19 protein-coding genes and 1 pseudogene are annotated in these 21,495 nt (G+C 59.1%); 5 read left to right on the top strand and 15 right to left on the bottom strand.

The window, feature by feature from the left end; genetic code table 11:
* Positions 1–57 precede the first annotated feature (57 nt).
* The 7 genes from CACC_RS11545 to CACC_RS11515 all read right to left on the bottom strand — a co-directional run bounded on the left by CACC_RS11545 (position 58) and on the right by CACC_RS11515 (position 6,983).
* Complete coding sequence (locus CACC_RS11545) at positions 58–1,239, bottom strand: N-acetylmuramoyl-L-alanine amidase (RefSeq protein WP_034653713.1); 1,182 nt, start codon at positions 1,237–1,239, stop codon at positions 58–60.
* A gap of 83 nt (positions 1,240–1,322) precedes the next feature.
* Positions 1,323–1,646, bottom strand: coding sequence for a thioredoxin (trxA, locus tag CACC_RS11540; protein WP_005275969.1), 324 nt, complete (start codon positions 1,644–1,646; stop codon positions 1,323–1,325).
* A 7-nt stretch (positions 1,647–1,653) separates the two neighbouring features.
* Positions 1,654–2,580 (bottom strand): thioredoxin-disulfide reductase, encoded by a 927-nt coding sequence (trxB, locus tag CACC_RS11535; protein WP_005275966.1) that lies wholly within the window; start codon positions 2,578–2,580, stop codon positions 1,654–1,656.
* 132 nt (positions 2,581–2,712) lie between these two features.
* Positions 2,713–3,261 (bottom strand): RNA polymerase sigma factor, encoded by a 549-nt coding sequence (locus CACC_RS11530; RefSeq protein ID WP_005275963.1) that lies wholly within the window; start codon positions 3,259–3,261, stop codon positions 2,713–2,715.
* Positions 3,262–3,355: 94 nt separating this feature from the next.
* The gene (pepN, locus tag CACC_RS11525; protein ID WP_005275959.1) at positions 3,356–5,875 is read right to left on the bottom strand and encodes an aminopeptidase N; all 2,520 of its coding nucleotides are present in this window, start codon (positions 5,873–5,875) and stop codon (positions 3,356–3,358) included.
* 84 nt (positions 5,876–5,959) lie between these two features.
* Positions 5,960–6,313, bottom strand: a complete 354-nt coding sequence (locus CACC_RS11520; protein ID WP_005275957.1) for a hypothetical protein — start codon at positions 6,311–6,313, stop codon at positions 5,960–5,962.
* A gap of 364 nt (positions 6,314–6,677) precedes the next feature.
* Positions 6,678–6,983 carry a hypothetical protein gene (locus CACC_RS11515; protein ID WP_005275950.1) on the bottom strand — a complete coding sequence of 102 codons (306 nt, stop codon included), beginning with the start codon at positions 6,981–6,983 and terminating at the stop codon, positions 6,678–6,680.
* Positions 6,984–7,753: 770 nt separating this feature from the next.
* On the opposite strand from CACC_RS11515, the gene galE reads away from it, so the two are divergent.
* The gene (gene galE, locus CACC_RS11510) at positions 7,754–8,788 is read left to right on the top strand and encodes a UDP-glucose 4-epimerase GalE (RefSeq protein WP_005275942.1); all 1,035 of its coding nucleotides are present in this window, start codon (positions 7,754–7,756) and stop codon (positions 8,786–8,788) included.
* Positions 8,789–8,951: 163 nt separating this feature from the next.
* Here the strand turns inward: galE and CACC_RS11505 are convergent, their stop codons facing one another.
* From CACC_RS11505 to CACC_RS11490, 4 genes and pseudogenes are all read right to left on the bottom strand, one after another.
* Entirely contained in the window at positions 8,952–9,485 is a 534-nt protein-coding gene (locus CACC_RS11505; RefSeq protein WP_005275938.1) for a YceI family protein, read from the bottom strand.
* A 111-nt stretch (positions 9,486–9,596) separates the two neighbouring features.
* On the bottom strand, positions 9,597–13,034 hold the full coding sequence (gene murJ, locus CACC_RS11500; protein ID WP_005275934.1) for a murein biosynthesis integral membrane protein MurJ: 3,438 nt from the start codon (positions 13,032–13,034) through the stop codon (positions 9,597–9,599).
* Between the two features lie 20 nt (positions 13,035–13,054).
* Complete coding sequence (locus CACC_RS11495; protein WP_005275933.1) at positions 13,055–15,286, bottom strand: DUF6049 family protein; 2,232 nt, start codon at positions 15,284–15,286, stop codon at positions 13,055–13,057.
* Positions 15,286–15,948 (bottom strand): annotated as a pseudogene (locus tag CACC_RS11490) (NUDIX hydrolase); the annotation flags it as partial. The gene CACC_RS11495 and the pseudogene CACC_RS11490, both read right to left, overlap by 1 nt.
* Positions 15,949–15,979: 31 nt before the next feature.
* On the opposite strand from CACC_RS11490, the gene CACC_RS11485 reads away from it, so the two are divergent.
* Genes CACC_RS11485 through CACC_RS11470 form a run of 4 tightly spaced genes read left to right on the top strand, consistent with a single transcriptional unit; the run spans position 15,980 to position 19,116 of the window.
* Complete coding sequence (locus CACC_RS11485) at positions 15,980–17,416, top strand: CCA tRNA nucleotidyltransferase (protein ID WP_005275927.1); 1,437 nt, start codon at positions 15,980–15,982, stop codon at positions 17,414–17,416.
* Complete coding sequence (locus tag CACC_RS11480) at positions 17,416–18,012, top strand: YqgE/AlgH family protein (protein ID WP_005275922.1); 597 nt, start codon at positions 17,416–17,418, stop codon at positions 18,010–18,012. The genes CACC_RS11485 and CACC_RS11480 overlap by 1 nt, the downstream gene beginning before the upstream one ends.
* A 39-nt stretch (positions 18,013–18,051) precedes the next feature.
* A complete protein-coding gene (locus CACC_RS11475; protein WP_005275919.1) occupies positions 18,052–18,783 on the top strand; it encodes an AzlC family ABC transporter permease in 732 nt (243 codons plus the stop codon).
* The gene (locus CACC_RS11470) at positions 18,784–19,116 is read left to right on the top strand and encodes a branched-chain amino acid transporter permease (RefSeq protein ID WP_005275916.1); all 333 of its coding nucleotides are present in this window, start codon (positions 18,784–18,786) and stop codon (positions 19,114–19,116) included.
* An 11-nt stretch (positions 19,117–19,127) separates the two neighbouring features.
* On the opposite strand, the gene CACC_RS11465 is transcribed toward CACC_RS11470, so the two are convergent.
* From CACC_RS11465 to CACC_RS11450, 4 genes are all read right to left on the bottom strand, one after another.
* Complete coding sequence (locus CACC_RS11465; RefSeq protein WP_005275915.1) at positions 19,128–19,436, bottom strand: hypothetical protein; 309 nt, start codon at positions 19,434–19,436, stop codon at positions 19,128–19,130.
* 6 nt (positions 19,437–19,442) lie between these two features.
* Positions 19,443–20,417, bottom strand: a complete 975-nt coding sequence (locus CACC_RS11460) for a bile acid:sodium symporter family protein (protein ID WP_005275913.1) — start codon at positions 20,415–20,417, stop codon at positions 19,443–19,445.
* Between the two features lie 131 nt (positions 20,418–20,548).
* Positions 20,549–20,914: a Rieske (2Fe-2S) protein gene (locus CACC_RS11455; protein ID WP_023016388.1), complete on the bottom strand. Its 366-nt coding sequence runs from the start codon at positions 20,912–20,914 to the stop codon at positions 20,549–20,551.
* Between the two features lie 117 nt (positions 20,915–21,031).
* A complete protein-coding gene (locus CACC_RS11450) occupies positions 21,032–21,247 on the bottom strand; it encodes a catechol 1,2-dioxygenase (RefSeq protein WP_244262118.1) in 216 nt (71 codons plus the stop codon).
* Positions 21,248–21,495 lie beyond the last annotated feature (248 nt).

Genomic DNA, 21,495 nt, shown 5'->3' with positions numbered 1-21,495 from the left:
TTACACGGTGGCTAAGCCACAAAAGAATGCTTGCGCCCCAAACCTAGTGAGGAGGGGCTAAGCTTGCTCCGCCTGAAGCAGCTCGGAGAATTTGTAGGTGCCGGTAATGGCGGTGTCTTGCTCCATGAGGTACATGCGCTTGACGGCGATGACGATTGCTTCTGCAATATCATCACGGCGCTTAGGGTTGGTCAGGATTTTGACGTCCTCAGGGTTGGTGAGATAACCCAAAAAGATCTGTACCACCGGCATCTGCGTCAGGCGCAAGAGATCCCAGGTGCGGCCATGGTTAGAGCAGTCCTGCAGATCGGTGCGGGCCACGATTTCACGCTGGATGAAGCCAGATAGGGTCTCACCAATGAGTGAGGAGTTTCCGGATTCGGAACCAAAGTAGAACGTGGCTACGCCATGGGCCTTCTCATTGGGGTAAGAATCGCACGCCAAAGAGATGACCATATCGGCATCAAAGGCATTAGCCAGCTCGGCACGGGATTGCACGTCCGCATCATCGGTGCGGGGGCGCGAAATAATGGTCTCCATGCCGGCGGCGATCATGCGGCCTTCGATGCGCTGGGTGAGATCCCATAGAATTTCTTGCTCAGAAATATCACCAAAACGGCCCTTGACCGTGAAGCCAGAGTCCCGGCCACTGAGCGCAGGGTCAATGACCACGCGCTTGCCAGCCAGCTTTGGTCCGGCATTGCGCACGCGCTCGCGTTCTACAATATTGTGCGCCGAACCGCCGGTGATGCGGCGGCCGAGCAAGCTGAGCGCGCGAATGGTCGCGGGGCCACACACGCCGTCTTCCTGCAGCCCGCAATTGTGCTGGTATTCGGTGAGCGCGGCGTGGGTAGTGCGGCCAAAATGACCATCGACGCGGTCTTGATAAAACCCAAGCTCTTGCAGTTGCTGCTGCAATTGCGAAATGTCATCGCCCACCAAGGCATTGGTGGGCTCGTAGCTCAATACACGGCTACCCAGGGTATAAGAGGCTTGGCGTAACTCGCGCAGGGTGAGATCGTCGATCTCTCCCGTTGGGAGGATGCCGCGCGACTGCTGAAATGCCTTGAGCACTTCAGCGAGATCGGCATCAAAGGTCTTATCAGTCTCGGAGTACTTCTGCTTTTTCCAGGCAGACAGTTCCCCCGTGAAATCTGATAAGAGGCCAAGGCGAGCCAAGGTGGCGCGAGCTTCAGCTACGCGCACACTTGAATCACCAACCCGAAGAACGCGATTCACGCCTTTCACCCCTTCCACGGCCCTAGGACTTTGGACCGCATGGCAGATTTCCTACTCGTTAACTTTAGTAACAAGATTAACAGCTATAACTGCTTTTTCACTTGCGCCACGATGTCATCTTTAGAACGCAGGCCAACGAACTCATCGACCTTCTCGCCATTGTTGAAAATCAATACATTTGGGATGGACATGATTTGGAACATGGCACCGAGGTTTCGTTCTTCATCGACGTTGACCTTGGCGATGGTGACCTCACCGTCGAGCTCATCTGCGACCTCTTCCAAGATCGGAGACAGCTTCTTGCATGGCCCGCACCATTCCGCCCAGAAGTCTACGACGACGGGTTTATCCGACTCGATGACATCAAAACGGAATGTTTCAGTGGTTACCTTTTTGACGTTACTCATACTGGATCTAACGGTTTGCAGCCAAGAATTGTTCCGCATCCATGGCAGCGCGGCAGCCAGATCCTGCGGCGGTGATGGCCTGCTGATAGTGATCATCTACCAAGTCACCGCAAGCGAAAACGCCAGGCAGGGAGGTCTTAGTGGAGGGCTGATCAACCTCAACGTAGCCGTTATCGTTTAGCTTTACCTGGCCGTTGAGGAAGGACGAGCGCGGATCGTGGCCAATGGCAACGAACATGGCGGTGACATCCAAGGTGGAGGTTTCCCCAGTCTCAACGTCCTTGAGCTCTAGGCCGCCGACCTTGCCGTCATCTTCAAGCACGCGCTCGACAACCTTATTGGTTTCCCACTTAATCTGCTCGTTCTCCTGGGCGCGGTCCAACATGATCTTAGATGCGCGGAAGTTTTCGGAGCGGTTGACAATGGTGACAGACTCCGCGAACTTGGTCAGGAAGGTAGCTTCCTCCATGGCGGAATCGCCGCCGCCGATGACGGCGATATTGTGTCCCTTGAAGAAGAAGCCATCGCACGTAGCGCAGGTGGAAACACCGCGGCCGGAGAGCTCTTCCTCGCCGGGAATGCCAAGGTGGCGCGGTGCGGCGCCGGTGGCGAGGATTACCGTGCGGGCTTCAAATACCTCATCGCCCACGTGGAGCTTTTTAATATCGCCCTCCAACTCAACGGAGTCGACGACTTCCATGCGCAGATCCGCGCCAAAGCGGATTGACTGTGCGCGCATTTCTTCCATGAGCTCTGGGCCCATGATGCCCTTTTGGAAGCCCGGGTAGTTCTCTACCTCGGTGGTGTTCATTAATTCGCCACCGTATTCAAATCCCTCAAATACAATGGGGCTGAGTTCAGCACGAGCGGCATAAAGCGCGGCGGTATAACCGGCAGGTCCGGAACCTACGATGGCAACATCGTGGACGGTCATTGCTAACTCCCTAAAATCACAGTGTCATTTTGCGTAACGTCAAGAGTCTACCCGCCAGATTGCGAATCGTTCATATTGTAAAGGCTAGCGGCTGCGAAATTGATGCAAGAATGATGCGATATCGAGATGTAGTTAACCGATGGCTTCGCGCAAGACCTCCCGCGCGCGTGCGCGGCGAGATTTAACGGTGCCGGGCTTTACGCCTTGGGCGGTGGCAACTTCGTTGACGCGGAACCCGGCGACATCGGTAAGCATGAGTGCTTCGCGCTGGTCTTGCCTTAAAAGCTCCATAGCCTCGCGGACGACGAGCTGCTCGGCAAGGTTTTCAGATGGGTTATGCGCCAGCAGTGGATTGCGATCATCGGCAAAATCATCGCTATCGAGCGAGGCGTTTTCCCTATTAGCCCGGTGATTTAAATAGTCGTAGCCGGTGTTTTTCACCAGGCGGTGCAGCCACGTGCTTAAGGCCGATTCCCGCCGGTAGTTATGGAGATTGCAGCTGGCGCGCAGGAAGGCTTCTTGCACGACATCCTGCGCGTCGTACTCATTCCTTGTATAACGCCGCGCCACGGTGGTCAGCCGCTTGCGGTGGCGTTCCACGATGGCGGAAAAGGCTTTATTATCCCCCTCGATAAAAGCATCAACTAATTCTTCGTCGCTGTGGTCAGGACTTAATGGCATCTGTAGATTCCCCCCGGATCAACAAGTGTTAAAGCAATTGTGACCCGAGGAGAACTCCGGCGCGAGCCGGCGGCGGTACAGTCTATTGACCCGCCTACTGCTGGGCGCGCACGCGCAGGGTGCGGCGCAGGTGGTCGCGGCACTCCAGAAGCACGCGGCGCAGCGCACCCGGCAAATCCTTGTGCAGGAGATCCGTGGTAGCGGACTCCGCCATGGAAGATTCCGGGTAGAGGCCGCGGATCAGCCGGTTGGCGATCTCGATGGGGTGGTTATCCCAGATGTCTTCGACGCGGCGGAAGAACTCTTCGGCGAATTCTTCTTGTAGCTTTGCCGAGCGCGGGGCATTAAAGCCGGCCAGTAGGGCATCGACTTCCGCATTGGAGTACTCCCCTGGCGTTAGCGCGCTATCGAAGGCGGCCCGCTTGGTCTCCGGCGTGGGGAAGGCGTGGCTAGCGCCCAAGAATTCGGCCGCGCCGGTCAGCGTATTATCGCGCTGCTTTTCTGCCTCCAGCTCATCCAATGCGACGCCGTCGCGGGCGGCCAGGGCGCGCAGGATGGACCAGCGAATCTGCGGATCGAGGCGCAGGCCCTCCACCGTGCCGGCGAGCAGGTCCCGCAGGCGCTCGGTACCGGAGGCCTCCGGCGTTGCGGCCAGTGCGGCAATGGCGGTGCGGGCCAGAATGAGCTGCGCATCCGAGCCCGGATCCGCGGCACCGAGCTGTTCCCACAGCGCATCGGCGAACTCGGTGCGCACCTGCTCGCGGCGGTCTTCGGCCACATAGTGCTGGATGGCAAAGTGCGCATTGCCGTAGGCGGTGGTCAGCAGCGTGGCATTGGTCTCTGCGGGCGCGTGCTTGGCGACGACCCCCACGTACTCCTCCGCATTCCACTCCCCGTCCCTGGTGAGGTTCCACAACGAGGTCCAGATGACCGCGCGGCTGAGCCCATCCTGGACCTCGGAGAGGTGATCGCTAATGGTGGCAAGCGAAACGTCGTCGAAGCGGACCTTGGTGTAGGTGTGGTCGGCATCGTTAAGCAGCAGCAATGCCGGGGCCTTCTCCCCCGCCGCCTCATCCACGATGGTGCGGTGGCCGCCGGCGGGAAGGTCGATGTCGAACTCGCGGTACTTGTTCAAGGAGGCATCAAAAAGCGCCACGCTCAGGCGGTGTGGCCGGGTCGTATCCTCGGCCTCGGCGCTCACCGCAAGCTCGGTGATCTTCTCGCCCTCCGTGTGCAGCTCCGGGGTAAGTGTATCCGGACCCCAGGTGCGCAGCCACGCCTTTGACCAGGAATCGAGGTCGCGGTCAGTGTGCTTTTTCAGGGCCGTGAGCAGGTCATCGAAGGTGGCCGCGGCGAAGGCATGCTCTTGGAAGTAATCCCGCGCGCCCGCGTAAAAATTATCGCGGCCCACATAGTGCACGAGCTGCTTGAGCACGGCCGCGCCCTTGGCATAGGTAATGCCATCGAAGTTCTGGCGTGCGGCATCGACGTCTGGGATATCGGCCTTGATGGGGTGCGTGGTGGGAAGCTGATCCTGCAGGTAGGCCCAGTTTTTACGCTCGCCGGCGAAGTTGACCCACGCCTCTTCGTAGGCGGTGGCGTGCACGGAGGCATCGGCGCCCATGAACTCCGCGAAGGATTCTTTGAGCCAGAGATCATCCCACCACTGCGGGGTGACAAGATCGCCGAACCACATGTGGGACATCTCGTGCAAAATGGTATTTGCGCGGGCGGCCTTCTGGCTGCGCGTGGCCTTTGACCGGAAGATATAGCTTTCCGTGAAGGTCACCAGGCCCGGGTTCTCCATGGCGCCGAGGTTATATTCCGGCACGAAGATGGAATCGTACTTGCCCCAAGGGTAGGCAAAGCCGAAGTTCTCGTGGAAATAGTCCATGCCCTGCGCGGTAAGCTCCAGGATTTCCTCGTCCAAGTATTCAAACATGGAGGCGCGGGCAAAGGCGCGCAGCTGCGCGGAGTGCTCGCCATCCGGCGAAGTCCAGGTGCGCTCCTGATACTTATATGGCCCAGCGGCAAAAGAGGTGAGGTATGTAGAAAGCGGCGGGGTGGGCGCAAAGCGAACCGTAGCATTGTCCCCGTGCTCCTCGCGCTCGGTCTCCGGCTGGTTGGAGAGGATCTGCCAGTCCTTCGGCGCGGTCATGGTGACGTGGAACGGCGCCTTGAGGTCGGGTTGCTCAAAGCAAGGGAAGATGCGGCGGGCATCGGAAGGCTCGAGGTGTGAGTACAGATAGGTCGCGTCATCGGCCTGGTCGTGCATGCGGTGCAAACCCTGGCCCGTGCGCGAGTAGCGCGAGGTGCCACTGACCTCAATCGTCAGCTCCTCCCCTACCGGTAGCCCGTGGAGGCGGATAAGGCTGCCATCAAAATCGACGTCCTGTGCCTGACCGTTAACAGTTACCTGCTTTACCGATTCTCCCAGATAGTCCAGGAAAAGTTCGGGCTCGGTGGTGGTGAGCTCGATGCGGCTCGTGGCGCTGAACGTGGGGCTTTCCTTCACCTGAGATAAGTCTAGGTGCAGGTGGTATGCCCGCAGGTCTACTGCTGCGGCGCGCTCTTGGAGCAGCTCGTGCTGGGATTTATCGCGTTGTGTCGTCATAGTTAGAAACTATAGTTACCGCAGTGGGAGATTTAACGAGAAATTGTATTTGAAATCGATAAATGGAGTGTTGTGCTGCCGGGCTCAGCTCTCACTTTCCCGAGATTTGATAATCGCGATAGCGGCGAAAATAAGGTATACGATCAATGCGCCAGCCGTGGCATAGCTAAACGATGCCATTGCGGAACTTGAAAGGCTCTCCCGGAGCGCAAAGCCCACAGCTGACACAATCCCCGCGGCTATCGCAATGAAATCAACGGCAAGTGGAATCGTCGCCTTATAGTGATGAATCTGCCACGCGGTGACCGCCGTTCCACAAAGCAGGCCAATAATCGCAAATGCATTGTCTTGCATGTACATAGCCCACAGGGACGAGGAGACCGCTAATATCCCCAGCGATGCGTAGGTGATACCCCGTGAAGTAGTGGCCGTTTTCATGGTGTTCTCCTTGCGCCTCGTCCCGGCAATTCTATCGGTGATTCTTAGGGGAAACCAGTGTTCGTGCTTGGACAATCAAGATCTGCCCGTATATTTGCGTCGGCGCAGATTCATACATCAAATCCACCGGCCTCTGTGAGGTGTACTCAGCGAACACCACCTCGATGTCCTCTGCCGCTGGGAGATCTTTCCCAACTGCAGCGGCGGCAACCGTCTGAGCTTGCTCGCGCTCACGGTCCAGTATCTCCCAGTGAACCTCATCGGCGTCTTCAAGACGCCGATACAACGCCAACTGCTCCTGACACGACTGCCGTTGCTGCGGAGACAGCTGCAGTGGCTCCGCCTGATGCTGCGCCACTGTCAGCTATCGGGCTGCCTGCTCCACGTCCTGCTGTGCCACCGCGGTCTGCTGCCGCGCCTGGGTGACTTTCCGCTGTGCGGTGTGCAGGTCATGCTGCTCGGCCTTCTTCCTCCCGGCACCCTTGAGCCACCCGATCCCGCTGCCGGCAGCCTGCTCCGCATCCCGGGACTGCGCCTCTGCGACCTGGAGCAGTCCGGCACACCGATCGGCCTGCTCCTGGGCGGCCGTGAGTTTTTCGGCGTCCTGCTCGACCTTCCGCAGCGCGGTGGCCTCCTGCTCCAGCGGCTCACTGGCCTGCTTGACCTTCAACTGCAGACCTCAGGACTCACCGGCCAGACGCAGCAGGTGGTCGTCGACCTCCCGCAGCGGACGCTGCGCGTCCGGCCGCGGTGCCGCCACCTGAACCAGCGGCCTGCCGGGCGGCGTAGGCGTCCAGCCGTGCTTCCCGCAACTGACCCCGGTGCTCCATCGCCTCGGCCATCGGTGTGCCGGCGAACGGGTGAACATCCACCGTAAGATCCGTCGACAGTCGATCCATCAACCACCGATCCCAGTTCTTGCCCCACACCGCGTGCGGGGTCACATCTGCCCGCTCCCGGCTGCACGCCGCGACCAGGAGATCCCGCGCGTACTCCACCGACTCTCGCCGGCCCCGGAACCAGCAGCATCGGTAGCATCGACTGTCGTGGACCGGTCGTGACCGGTCCACGAATCACCCGGCGACGTCTCCGCCAGATACAGCGCATTGACCTTCCTCCCACACCGATCCCTCGGGATCGGCGACCGATTCCATCTTCGGGTACTCGATCACTGAGCAGCTCCGGGCGGCGAAGGCGGGCCAGTCCCGCAGCAGTGGCACCGGTCGGGCTTCTGGACCGACCAGTTCTCCGAGAATGGACCCGGGCGTCGACGGGCCGAGTCTCTAGGACTCCTGCTCGGTTACGAGAGCCTGCCGCGTGGACCTGCTGACCCACTTGCCTGACAGGAAAATATGCTGAGACACAACTCTAGAAGACGCGACCAGATATACTCTTGTCGAGCGCGGCTAAAGGTCGCGGCATTCGACTGAAGGATAATGCATGAAGGTTCTCATCACCGGTGGAGCAGGATACATTGGATCGACCATTGCGGCATGTTGCCAGGACAATGGCATAACGCCCGTCATCTTGGATGACTACAGCAAGGGGCTCAAAGAGTTCTCACGGCCGTATGCAAACTACGAAGGCGATATCGCGGACACCTGCGTAGTGCAGAACATCCTGTCTGAACATCCAGATATCGATTCCGTCATCCACTGTGCGGCGAAAATCGTCGTTCCTGAATCTGTGTCCGCGCCACTCGACTACTATGAGAACAACGTCGCCAAGTCACTGACGCTTTTGCGTGAGCTATCCGGTCTCGGAGTCCGCCGCTTCATTCTTAGCTCGACCGCATCCATGTACGAAGTTGGTGATGACTACATGGTCGACGAGACCGGAGCAGTCGCCCCTCAGAGTCCCTACTCGGCATCCAAATGGATGTTGGAGCGCGTGCTGCGCGATTTCGCTGCCACCGGTGCGATGAACGCGATCGCGTTGCGCTATTTCAATCCGATCGGCGCAGACCCTAGTATGCGTAGTGGCCTCCAGGATCCACATCCGACGCACGCCCTCGGCAAGATGATCGAGGCGTATCGAAGCGGAGGGGTATTCACGGTGACGGGTGTCGATTGGCCCACGCGCGACGGTTCCGGACTTCGTGACTATGTGCATGTCTGGGACCTCGCCCGGGCCCACGTGGCGGCGCTTCAGAACTTCGACGAGGTCATCTCGAGATCCGAGATCGATGGTTTCGATATCATTAATCTCGGAACCGGAACGGGAACAACGGTGTTCGAACTCGCCGACGCGTTCGGGCAAGCGACCGGGAAGCCCCTGAATGTGCAGACAGCTCCTCCGCGGCTCGGTGATGTCGTGGGTTGTGCGACTTTGACCGACAAGGCCGAACAGCTCCTCAGTTGGCAAGCCGAGTTGAGCATCGCAGACGGGGTTAGAGAATCACTAGAGTGGGCAGAAAAACTCCCGTCTGTACTAATTTGCGAACGGTCCACCGCAATGGACGCCGGGGAAGCATGATGGATGCCGTCAACGTCGTTCTGTTTCGGCATTCGCCTCGACCCTCTGAACTCAAGGTCCATGGAAAACGACTAAAGCCCGCGGCCGGGCGGGTACGCGGCGCGGGCTTTAGTGGTTGGTAACCAAAAGGCTGTGAGAGCCCAAGGTTTTCAAAGAAGTGCGATTACTGCTTGATGGCAGAAACCTCGAGCTCGATCTTGATGTCTTCAGAAACAAGGACGCCGCCGGTCTTGAGCGGAGCGTTGAAGTCGATGCCGAAGTCCTTGCGGTTGATCTTGGTCTGCGCCTCGAAGCCCAGGCGGAAGTTGCCGAATGGGTCCTCAGCGGTAGCGACCTCTTCAACCTTGAGGTCGACGGACTTGGTGGTGCCCTTGATGGTGAGGTCACCGGTGACGGTGCCGTTGCCGTCCTCATCAACGTTGACGTTGGTGGTGGTGAAGGAAAGCTCTGGGTACTCCTCCACGTTGAAGAAGTCTTCGTTCTTTACGTGGCCGTCGCGGTCCTCGTTGCCGGTGGAGATGGAAGCAGCCTTGATGGTGGCCTCTGCGGTGGAGTCAGCGATGTTCTCGGCGACGTTGATGGTGCCTTCGAACTCACCGAAGTTGCCGCGCACCTTGGTAACCATAGCGTGCTTGGTAACGAAGCCGATAACGGTGTGCTCTTTGTCGATGGTGTAGGTACCTGCTGCGAGGGACATGATTGTTTCTCCTAACGTTGTTGGTGATGTAACACCAACTACGATACCCGATTGGGAAATTTAGTCAAGCCTTGAAGTAAAAATTCTTTTTCCAGCCCGCTGACCTCGACATTAAGGATGGCCTACAAGCTGGACCTCCCCCAGTGTAACCTCTTTTGACTTAGGCAGTTCCGTGATCACTATGAGCGCGGCATCGAATTGTTGGGGCGTTTCTTTGAGCTCCAGCTCCTCGTTTAAGTGCTTGAACTTTCCTTCCGCCAATTTGGGAAGGGAACTCAGCTGCGGGTGCTTGGGATCGAAATCGTCTTTATTAACGCCATAGATTTCGTAGTGCGCGCCATTGGACCTGGTGTGGGTCACGGTCATGACAGAAAGGTGGGCCGGGTTATCCAGGGTGACCAAGGCGCCGGAACCGGATTCCTTCGTGGACCAGGTGGTGATCGTCTTGCCATCGATAAGCTGCTCATTATCCTCGCCGTCTGGCACCGTGATGGCGGATGATTCCTTGAGGTGCACCGGCGGGGTTTCCGGGATCATCGTGGAGCCCTGCACGGTTTCAGTAACCGAACTGGTCTTTTCTACATCGCTGAGCAGGGACATCACCCACGTCGTCAGCGCCGCCATGCCCACGACGAAGATGGTGGCGAAAATGCCGATGACCACGACGCCGGAGCCCGAGTAACCGCGGCCGCCAAAGCCGGGTTCTTGCTTCGGATCCTCTTCCTGCGTGGGCTCATCTTCAACGACCACGGGGAGGGCCTCCGTCTTTTCTTCCTGCTCTTCTGGGGCGAATTCGCGCAGGCGCTTGGCGATGCCCGCCGAGGTCAGCCCCTCCGCCTCCTGCAGCTCTTCCAGCTTCTCTTCGCGGTTCTCTGCATCCGCGGCATCAAAGGCCAGCCGTGCCTCTTCGAGGCGCTCTGCGGCCTCATCGGCGGTGAGATTGGCGTCATCGGAAATATCGCGCAGCTTCTTCGGCGATGGTTCGGTGGATTCGACCAGCATGCTTAGCGCGGAGCTGAGGGCCTCGCGGTCGCTTTCTGCAGACGTCCCATCCAGCACCGCGGGGAAGGCAACCTTGACGATGCCGGAGGTGGATACGCGGAAGCGGTCGCGGTGCTCCACGCCGAGGATGAGGCCGGCGTCGTGGGCGGTGGCGGCATCGGCAAACAGCGGCGCGGTAGCGCGGGCGACGGAATTGGGGTCGAGGTTATCTGCCTCTGCCACCTGCTTGAGGGAGGTGCCCTCAAACCAATCCGCCACCACCAGGCAGCCGGTGCGGTAGGACAAAATCTCGATATTATCCGCCATGGTCTCTAGGTTGAGCTCGGCCAAACGCCGCGTATTGCGGGAGATTTCGGCGGAGCGGCGGGCAGAGACCGTGGGCGTCGACGGCGCGATGGGCGCCTGCGTATTGGTATCGACGAACGTCAGCGCCACGAGGCGGCCGGTGGCTTGTTCGCGGGCCTGCCAGAACCGGGCGCCGGATACAGCGCCGTGATCCTGCAGGAGGCGGAAGCGACCGTCCGATACGGGGGCGCCGGGGACCAAGCGCGGGCCGCGGACGATACCGGCGGACATCGGTGGCGGCACCAAGGTGGCGTTGAAGGAATCCTGCGTATAGACCGGCTGGATTTCCTGCAGGTCTGGTTCCTCGACTTCGATGGCCTTGGAATTGTCCACCGTGATGAACCGGGACATTCCCGGGATGCGCTGGAGGGCGCGCGCCAGGTTCTGCACCTCGGGCAGGGAGGACTTGGACAGGACGATTCCGGTGATAATCACAAAGACGATGCCCAGCACGACGACCTTGACCAGCGAGACGATCGAAGGCAGTTGCGCCGGCAAGACCAATTGCATGAGCCAGTACAGCGCCCAGGAGACAACTAGTCCGACCGCGCCGGCACCGGAGGACCAGAGGACCGTCTGGGTCACGGCCTTACCGCCCAGGCTGCCCAGCTTGCGCTTGAGCAGGAAGCCGCCGATGACCGCACCGGAGACAAAGCCAAAACCGTTGGCGGTACCGAGGAGGATAACCACCCGGTCCGGGTTGCTGGTCATCAGCGGTGCCAGCAGGGTCAGCACGATCTTGGTCAGCGTGATGCCGGCAATGATGAAGGTGGGCGTCCACGCCTCTTCCCTGGCGTAGAAAACGCGCAGGTGCAGCAGCACCAACGCATACGGGATCAAGGTAAAGGCGGAAAAACTGATGGTGAGGCCGAGCTGCTCTGCGCTATCTGCGCCATAGGCGCCGTATTGGAATAGCGCGCGGGCGATGGGCACGCCGAAGCCCGTCATGAAAATGACGATGGGGATAAGCGCGATGAAGGTCAGCTTGGTGCCCAAGGTGAGGTCGCGCACCACGGCATCGACATCGCCATCGGCGGCATTGCGCGAAAGCCGCGGCATGATGGCGGTCAACAAGGTCACGCCGATAACGCCGTACGGCACCTGCAGCATCAGCCATGCGTTCTGGTAGACCAGCGGCGCACCGGCATCGGCATACGCCGCCACGCGGGAGGTGACCACGTAACCCAGCTGGGAGATGGCCACATAGGTAATAATGGCCAGCGCCATGCCGCCGAATTGCTTGATGCGGGCATCGAGGCCCCACTTCGGGCGTAGGTTGATGCCGGCCTTTTTCAGGTACGGCACAAGGATCAAGCACTGCACGATCACCGCCGTGGTGGTGCCCAGGCCTAGCAGCATGATGTGTGGATCCGCCACCGGCGTAGGATCGTGCGGGTCGAGGCGGCCTGGCAAGAAGCGATACGCCAGCAGGACGCTGATGGAAATGATGTTATTGACCACCGGCGCCCAGGCACCAGGGCCAAAGATATTCTTGGTATTTAGGACCGCCTGGAAGAGGGCGAAGAGGCCGTAGAACAGGATCTGCGGCAAGAGCAAGAAGGCCAATGATGTTGCCTGTACGGCATTGGCCTTGGAATCTTCAGGCAGCATCATCCTCGTTAAGAATGGCGCGAAGATAACGGAGAGGATGGTAACGATGCCCAGGATGGAAAACGCCAGGGTAAAAAGTCTTCGGACGAAGGTTTCGCCGCGGTCCGAGTCCTCTTTCTCCGCGCGCACCAAGACCGGGACCACTAGTGAGGTCAGCACCGCGCCCAGCACGATTTCGGTGACCAGGTTGGGGATCTGGTTGGCGCTACTGAAGGCCGTACCCACCGTGGCACCAAGGGTGGCGCCGATCAGCATCTGCCGTAGGAAGCCGGTGATGCGCGAGAGCAGCGTGGCGATGGCCATCGTTCCCGTCGCGCGGATGACATCCTGATTGGAGGCCTCGATCTCCGCATTGCGGCCAGTCAGCGCGGACTTATCTTCCTCAGGGGGAACAGTGGTGTTCTGCACTGAGGGGGTGGGCCGCTTTTCTGGTACTGGTGCGGGCGGAGAGGCGCGCACGATGCGGCCGCGCGCGCCGGCGGTAACCGGGACACGGTTTTCTTTCGCATTGGGGGCGGTATCCGTGGGGTCTACCGCGCCTGCAGGTGCCTTCTCCGCGTGGTGGGCCTGGCGGCCATCTTTTTCGGTCATAGAGGATACAACTTCAACTTTTACTTTTCAGCCTTGTGATTTTTGCGTCGGTGACGGCCAAGCCGAAAGAGCGTAGCCAAAACCAGCGCGAGAGCGCCGGCTATGCCGGCAGCGTATAAGGTTACGATACCGGCACGTGTCTGCACGGAGATAGTGATGGGCTGCGAAATGGTCTGGTTTTTAGGAGTGGCCAGCCACAGCCCAATGTCCGTGCGATCCGCGTCCTTCGGCATATCAGCGGTCATGGATACAGTAATAGAGCCCTTAGCGGGAATACGGACGCTTTTGGGCGTGTTGAGCCGCGCGCCATCGGGGGCATCGTATTGCAGCTTCGCCTCCACCGGCAATGGCAGGCCATTTTCGGCCACGATGAGCAGCGGCGATGACTCAGATACGCGAGTATAAACATTGCCCGGGGGGATGAGGGAGACGGAATCGCGCAGATCCCGCAGCGTATTGGAGTGCATCTCCATGGTGCGGGAAAAGGACTGGCGCGCTGCGGCGTGGGTGCTCAAGCTATCGCGATTATGAAGCGATAAGGAATTGAGGAGATCGCGGCGCAGTGGCAGCACGAATTCAGAGCGCGTCATGGTGATATCAGGGTCATCCACCACGATATTCATCAGCTCATCGGTATAGCGCGCCTGTTGTTCAACGCGGGCCAATTCGGGCTCCGAAAAGACCGCCGGATCGATAAAGGGGCTGCCAGTGGGAGCGTTTGGATCGCCCTGCTTCAATTCCACTGTGCTGATCCCGCGGGGACGGGAGTGGCCGGAGTCGAGCAAGTCTTCCGCGGCGGCGAGTGCATGCTCGGCCGCACTTGGGTCCAAGTAGTTGGGAAGCTTGGCCACGGTATCTTCCCCACCCGCGAGGCTGAGGGCCGCCCCGCCCGTGATGGCGCGAGACAGAGCAGAATCTTTGGCGTAGTCATAGCGCAGCTCCGGGTTGGAATAGCCAACCGTCTGCGGCTTGGAGCCGGTTTGGGATAGCAGGGCGCCAAGGGAGGCATCGAAAGTCGCGGCCTCGCCGGACCAGTTCGAATTATCCGCAACCAGGGATGGCACCGGCAATTTTTGGTCAATATAACCGGAACCTACCGCCAAGATATTGCTGGCCGGTGCCTTGCTCAGGATGCGCTCAATGGTTTGATTGCCGCGCTGCAAACCCTCAAAGAGAAGGGCGGGATTATTGGCCCGTGCCACCGCAGAGGCATTCGCATTGGCCCAAGGCATGGCGATGAAACAATCCAACTCGCGCAGGCGCTCCAGCCACCGCTCGGCGTCATTTTTTGCCTCACCCGGCACTCCCTTGTCATCGTCACTGCCCCGCGACCAGGAATCGCGCAGGCGCTTGGGGCGATCGCCCTGCGCGGGGCGGGTGGAATTGACCGTATAGCCTTGCGCCATGCGGTTGACGGTATCGAGCAGCGCGGGATCGATGGCCACGCAGCCCGCTCCCTGCAGATCATGATCTTGGTAGGTAGAAACCAACCTATCGAGGCGGCCGCCTTTGTGTAGCTCATGCCCCAAATCATCCGAGGACAAGATGAGCTCTTCTCCCCCAAGCCCGCCGGGGACGATGTCCAGGTTCGCGCTGATGGGATAGACCACAGTGAGATCGTGGGGTTGGGAATCCTCGGCTTCGGCGTCATCTTCTTCCGGTGCCGCTTCCTCCGGTGCCGCGGCATCTTTGGCATCCGTGGGGCCCTCGTCAGAGAATTGGGGCACAAAGCGCTCTTCCGCCAGACTCACCGCATCGCCCTCGAGGGTGCCGGTCAGGGTAAAGAGCAGCGGATAGGCGCCCGGTTCATTGATGGCCAAGGTGCGCTCGGCATCCAATCCACTGGGTACGGTAAAGCTTAATTCCCGGGTTTCCCCTGGTTGCAGCGGCGCGGTGGTCATGCCAGGGCCGTAGTAAGGAAAATCACCGGTGGCCATTTCCGTCCGCGCTTCTGCCGCATTAGCCACGCTATCGCCGCGCCGACTAGTTATCTGCAGATCTTCTAAGGGCTGATCGGTGGGGTTGTGCACGCGGAAGCGCAGCCGCAGGTCAGTGCCTACGGTAAAGGGCTGGGCATCGATAAGATCCAGATCGGCGCGCTCCGGGCCGCGCGCGCCCAGCCAAGCCTGGATATCCATCTGCTTGTCCGGAGCAGAGTCCATTTGGGCCGCCGCGTTTGGTAGGAACAATCCCCAACCGGCGAGTACCGCGCAACCGCCAGCCGCGGCGAGTGATTTCAGGCGCTGGTGCATTAGCGTGGGGTCGCTTTCCCTGCGTCGGCTTCCTTTCGTGCGAGATCGGGGAGGAGATCGTGCGCGATGCGCGCGAGCTTGCGTTCGTCCGCGTACGCCAAGTGCTCGATGAGTTCAGAAACGGGGATCCAGGACACCTCGGTCACCTCTGGATCCTCATCGTTCATGATGCCGTCCACAAAACGCAGGAGGTGGTGGTGCACCGTCTTGTGAATGCGCACGCCATCAGAGACGAACCAATAATCGATCACCCCGAGGTCAGCGAAAACCTCGCCGGAAATGCCGGTTTCTTCCCATACCTCGCGCTCCGCGGTGACCTCCTTGGCCTCGCCATTTTCCACATGCCCCTTAGGCATGGACCACAATAAACGCCCGCGACGGTCTAGGCGCCCGATAAGAGCCACGTAGACGCGGGACAGGTCCGCTTTACCGTTGCCGTCGACGCACTCGGCCAGCCCGGAGATTACGAGCCCGCCCGCCGAGGTTTCATCGCGGGTCTCCATGACGGTGGAGGTGCCATGATTATTGCCACCGCGTTGCTGCCTGCGCTGCTGGTTAGTGCGGCGCGTGCGGTTATCCGGCCGCCGCCGGCGCCGGCGCCGATTACGGCTACGGCCGCCTCCTTTGGAGGGGCCTTGCGCGGAGCCTTGTTCTTGGTTAGTCATCCCTGCCAATCGTAGTAGACTCTCACCCGTGAATTTTCAGGACACTCAGTTAATCGGCGTTCTTGCGCGCGCGGAGTCTACCGTGAACTCGCTCAGTGGCTTATTGAGCGGGCTGGTGGAGAAATTCAGCGCCCGCGGACATGCCCTCTATCTTGTGGGCGGCTCGGTGCGCGATGCGCTCCTCGGCCGCTTGGGCAATGATCTGGACTTCACCACCCCAGCGCGCCCGGAGGTGGTCAAGGAAATCCTGGATGAGTGGGCCGAAACGGTATGGGATACCGGCATTGCCTATGGCACCGTGTCCGCCGTGTACAAGGGCCAGCAGATTGAAATCACCACCTTCCGCTCCGATTCCTATGATGGGCAGTCCCGCAACCCCGAGGTCATCTACGGCGATAGCCTGGAGGGCGATCTGGTGCGGCGCGATTTCAAGGTCAACGCCATGGCCATTGAGCTGCTTGCCGATGCCACCTTTGAGTTCCACGATCCCCTCGGCGGCCTCCACGATGTGGCCAATAAGGTGCTCGATACTCCGGATAAACCGGAAATCTCCTTCCACGATGATCCGCTGCGGATGCTGCGCGCCGCGCGCTTTGCATCCCAATTGGAGTTTCACGTGGCAGACCGCGTGGTAGCCGCTATGCGCGATATGGCGGCAGAGATTCAGCGCATCACGGTAGAGCGCGTCCAAGTGGAGTTGGATAAGCTCATGTGCGGCAAAGCGCCGTGGGATGGCATCGATCTGCTGGTCAATACCGGGATTGCGGATTACATCTTCCCGGAGATCCCTGCCCTGCGCATGACCACGGACGAGCACGCCCAGCACAAGGATGTCTATGCGCACTCGCTGAAGGTGCTGCGCCAGGCCATGGATCAAGAAGAAGACGGCCCGGACCTGGTTTTGCGGTGGGCGGCGTTGCTGCATGACATCGGCAAGCCCGATACCTTCGATAACACCGACGGCAAGGTTTCTTTCCACCACCACGAGGTGGTGGGCGCCAAGCTGACGCGCAAGCGCCTGCGGAAGCTGAAATATCCCAAGGCCACGACGGAAGACATTGGCCAGCTGGTCTACCTGCACATGCGGTTCCACGGTTTTGGGGAAAATCAATGGACCGATTCTGCCGTGCGGCGCTACGTCAACGATGCCGGTGACCTCCTCCCCCGCCTGCACAAGCTGGTGCGCGCCGATTGCACTACCCGCAATGCCAAGAAGGCGCGGCGTTTGCAGCGCACCTATGACCAATTGGAGGAGCGAATCGAGGAGATTGGCCGCAAGGAAGACCTCGCGCGGGTGCGCCCGGATCTCGATGGCAACGAGATCATGGAGATCCTAGGCCTCTCCCCTGGCCCCGAAGTGGGACAGGCGTGGTCCTATTTGAAGGAAATGCGCCTGGAGTACGGCCCCCTCGAGCGGGAAGAAGCTATTGCGAAGTTGCGCCAGTGGTGGGAGTCTAAACAGTGATGTTTGCCGATAGATTATTTAATGCCCTCGAGCGCAACGATCCCGCCCCTGGGCAATTACTCGTGTCCGCACCGGGGATGTTGTCCCCGGAATTCGCCCGCTCCGTCATCTTATTGGTCGAGCACAATGACATGATGACCTTTGGCGTGGACCTGACCAAGCGCTCAGAGGTAGCCATTTTTAACGTGCTCCCAGAATGGATGCCCGTCGTTGCTAAACCACAGGCACTGTATATCGGTGGTCCGCTCAACCAGCAATCCGTCGTGGGCCTGGCGCAGACCAAGCAAGGCGTGGACCCAGATAAAGAAGAACAACTCAACCGCCTCGCACCGCGTCTAGCGCACGTGGATTTGCGCTCCAACCCGGAAGATATCGAGCCACTGGTCACCGGCATGCGCATGTTCGCCGGCTACGCCGAGTGGGGTCCCGGGCAGCTGGAGGAAGAAATCGAGGCCGGTGAATGGTTCGTAGCACCCGCCCTAGCACAGGATGTGGTGGCCCCAGGCCCGGCCGATCTTTGGGCCGATGTCATGAAACGCCAGCCAATGCCCCTGCCGCTGTATTCCACCTATCCCGTGAATGTGGATGATAATTAATTCCTAGCGGCCGGTATGTGATCGGTTACACTGACCCGTATGCGCGAGGAAATCCACAAGGGCATTAAAGACACGTGGGCGGCGGCTCTCGGGCTAATTCCATTGGGCTTGGCTTTTGGCCTCTTGATGGTGCAATCCGGCTTTAGCTGGTGGTGGACGCCCATATTTTCCATCGTTATCTACGCCGGTTCAATGGAGTTTCTCGCCATTTCCATGGTTACCGGTGGTGTCTCCGCGCTGTCCTCGCTCCTTACCGGGTTTATGGTGAATTTCCGCCATATCTTCTATGGGCTAACATTCCCCCGCAAACGGATTAATTCCCCCGTGGGCAAGGCCTATTCCACCTATGCCCTCACGGATGAAACGTATGCCATCGTCTCGGCGCTCCCGCTCGAGGAGCGGCTTACCGGCACCCGCATTTTGAGCATACAAATCTTTTGCCAAATTCTGTGGGTAGGCGGCGGCATCGTTGGCGCGCTCGCCGGCCAGGTAATCCCCTCTTCCGTCGAGGGAATGGAATTCGCCCTCGTAGCCCTATTCGTCGTTCTAGCGATGGACTCCTTCCGCAATAATCAGGATCTGTCCCTCCCGCTATCGGCCGCGGCCTTGGGCATCCTCGCCGCATTCATTACCCCAGGGCAGCTGCTAATGGTCTCTCTGAGCGCCTATTTCTTATTGCTCATCATTCGCTACCTATCGCCTCGCGTGGATAACGCGCTTACCTGGCGGCTGCAGCCCCTTGCCTCCACGACCGTGAAGGAGGAGAACTAAATGCCAGCTGGAGTCAGTTTAGGCGCGATTGCTGCAGTGCTCATCCCTGTAGGCATCGTAACCGTCTTATTGCGGGAGCTTCCCTTCTCCGCAAAGAAGTGGATGAAGGACAGCGAGTTCTTTTCGCTGCTGGGCTTGATGATGCCCGTAGGCGTCATGACCATCCTGGTGGTCTATGCCGTTGCCGGACAGGCGGATGGCACCGGCGGCCTGTGGCCGGTGCTCTTGGGCGTGCTGGTCACCGCCGGACTGCACAAGTGGAAGCGGGATTCCGGATTATCCATCTTCGGCGGTACCGCGTTCTACATGCTGCTGGTGAACGTGGTGCTGTAGCCCGCTCTTAGCTAAAGCCCAAACTTGGTGGTGGCTTCCGTCCACAGCGCTTCAAATTGTTCTTGGTCCATGTATTGGGCGCTAATATCCGGGAACTCATCGTAAGTATCGGGGTGCGGAACCACTTCTTGCGGCGTGTCCACGTTTCCCGTGGAACTATTCGGGGTCGCTACCCCGACCACGGAGTCCGCGGGATCCAAAGCGATCATGCGGTGCATGCGGCAGCGTTGGGCGTCGAGTTCTTCTAATTCTGCGAGGTGGACCGCTGAGCCCACTCCCGGGACGGTCAGTTCGGTGCGCACATAAAGGTAATTAGCCATGGGCACTTAGTGTAGTTGCTCCTCGTCCTCCTGCGCGTACCGGGAGGCCAACACAGAACAGATCAGTAGCTGCACCTGGTGGTAAATCATGAGCGGGAGGATCAATAGCCCGAGCGATGTTGACCCTGAGGCAAAGATGACCGAGGCCATGGGAAGGCCAGTGGCCAAGGACTTCTTGGATCCGCAGAATTGGATAGCGATGATATCGGCGCGTGAGAATCCTAGTTTTCTGGAGATAAACCGCGTCAGCCACAACATGAAGATGACGAAGGCTGCGGCGAAAACCACGAGGAACGCGATCTCCCAGACAGAGATGGAGGACCAAATTCCATCGACCACGCCCTTAGAAAAGGCCGAATAGACCACCATGGCAATGGAGCCGCGGTCCACCACCTTTGTGGCCTTGCTCTGAGCGAAGTCCGCAATCCAGCGCCGGGTTAATTGGCCCAATATGAATGGCGCGAGAAGCAAGAGGGAAATTTCCCCAAAGACCGAGGTATCGATATGCAGGCCGGAACCAGTACCCATGAGCAACATGACCAGGACGGGCGTGATGAAGACGCCGGCCAAGTTTGAGGTTGAGGCGGAGACGATTGCTCCAGATACGTTTCCCTTAGCAATGGAGGTAAACGCCACCGAGGACTGCACGGTGGACGGGACCAGCGTAAGGAATAGGATCCCCATGTACATATCGTCAGTGATGAACCCGGTAAGGGGCCGCAGGGCCAGACCGGTGAGGGGATAAATCACGAAGGTGAACGCGAGAATGGTGAGGTGGAGCCGCCAGTGCTTAAGGCCATTCAAGGCCTCTTGGGTGGATAAGCGCGCGCCGTAGAGGAAGAACAAGAGCGCGATCGCTATATTCGTCAGGTTCCCAAATACGTCAGCAAAGGTGCCGCGGGCCGGTGCAATGATCGCGATTGCCACGGCCGCAAGGATGAGGACGATGAGGGGATCCGGCTTTTTGAGTCTGTGCAGCATGACCCAAAGTGTAAACCGTCGTGCGTGGTTCCACGAAAGGTAGTGGGGATATTTTTCGCCCCCGTGCTCTTCTTAAGCCGCATGGTTTCACGCGAAACCATGAGTATAGAGCGTGATATGCCGGCGTGTATCTATGCGGTGGAGACCATTGAGCCTTCTTGGCTTACTTCGTACTCTTTGAGCGGGTCTCGGCCTGGGCCTTCGATGACTGAGCCATCCTGCAGGTTGTAGGACGTATGATGCGCCGGGCAGGTGGCAGTCATACCGTCGATCTCCGTGATGGGATTTTGTTGATGCGGGCAGGTTTGGGAGTAGGCCTTAAACTCCCCTTCTTTCGGCTGCGTGAAGATAACCCCGTCGACGATGATTCCGGAGCCTACTGGAATGTCCGTTGCCGCGATTTCTGCGGACGGTTCTGAGCCACAGGCCGCGAGGTATGCACCTGCGAAAGTCGTAGCGGATCCGAGCAAGAACATGCGACGCGAACAGATAGTCATAGCCTCTACTCTATCCTGAATGGTTCACGGCCGGTACATGATTTCGGCAACGGTTAATCATATGTCGGAGCAGCTAAAGTGAAATGGTTCTGTGTAGGTTTCACGTGAAACACGAAATTAGGACAGGTTGCCGTTCCAGGTTGCGACCGGCCCAGACTCGGTGGGCGTGAGTTCATAGGTGCCGGAATCTAGACCTAAGTCATTAACGATGGGATGTGGCCCGTCCCCTCCTGCGGCGTGCGATTCAGGTTCGACGCGGTGGGAGTCGGTGACATAGGAACCGATGCTAAAAGTGGAGACGGCGATTACGGCGAGGGCTGTGGTTTTCTTCATGCCTCCCATTGTCTACCCTTCCCCGCTCTAGGTGTAGTGGCGGAGCCGAGCTCTGCGGAACCTCTATGCGAGTTCTAGGAATTCCCACAGGAATCCCCGTAGGTTGTGGCACGCCACTATAGATGGAGTCCAACATAGGTACGTGTCGTTAAATACCCCCTACTTAATTTAGCTGTGACGAAAAGTGTGGGACTCCGTGGTTAGAATAATAACGTCACAGTGTCATAAAAAATCTCCCTGCCCCGTAC

Source organism: Corynebacterium accolens (genome assembly GCF_023520795.1).
Classification (GTDB): domain Bacteria; phylum Actinomycetota; class Actinomycetes; order Mycobacteriales; family Mycobacteriaceae; genus Corynebacterium; species Corynebacterium accolens.
Note: the sequence above shows the minus strand (reverse complement) of the source record. Positions and strands in the feature narration are given on the sequence as shown.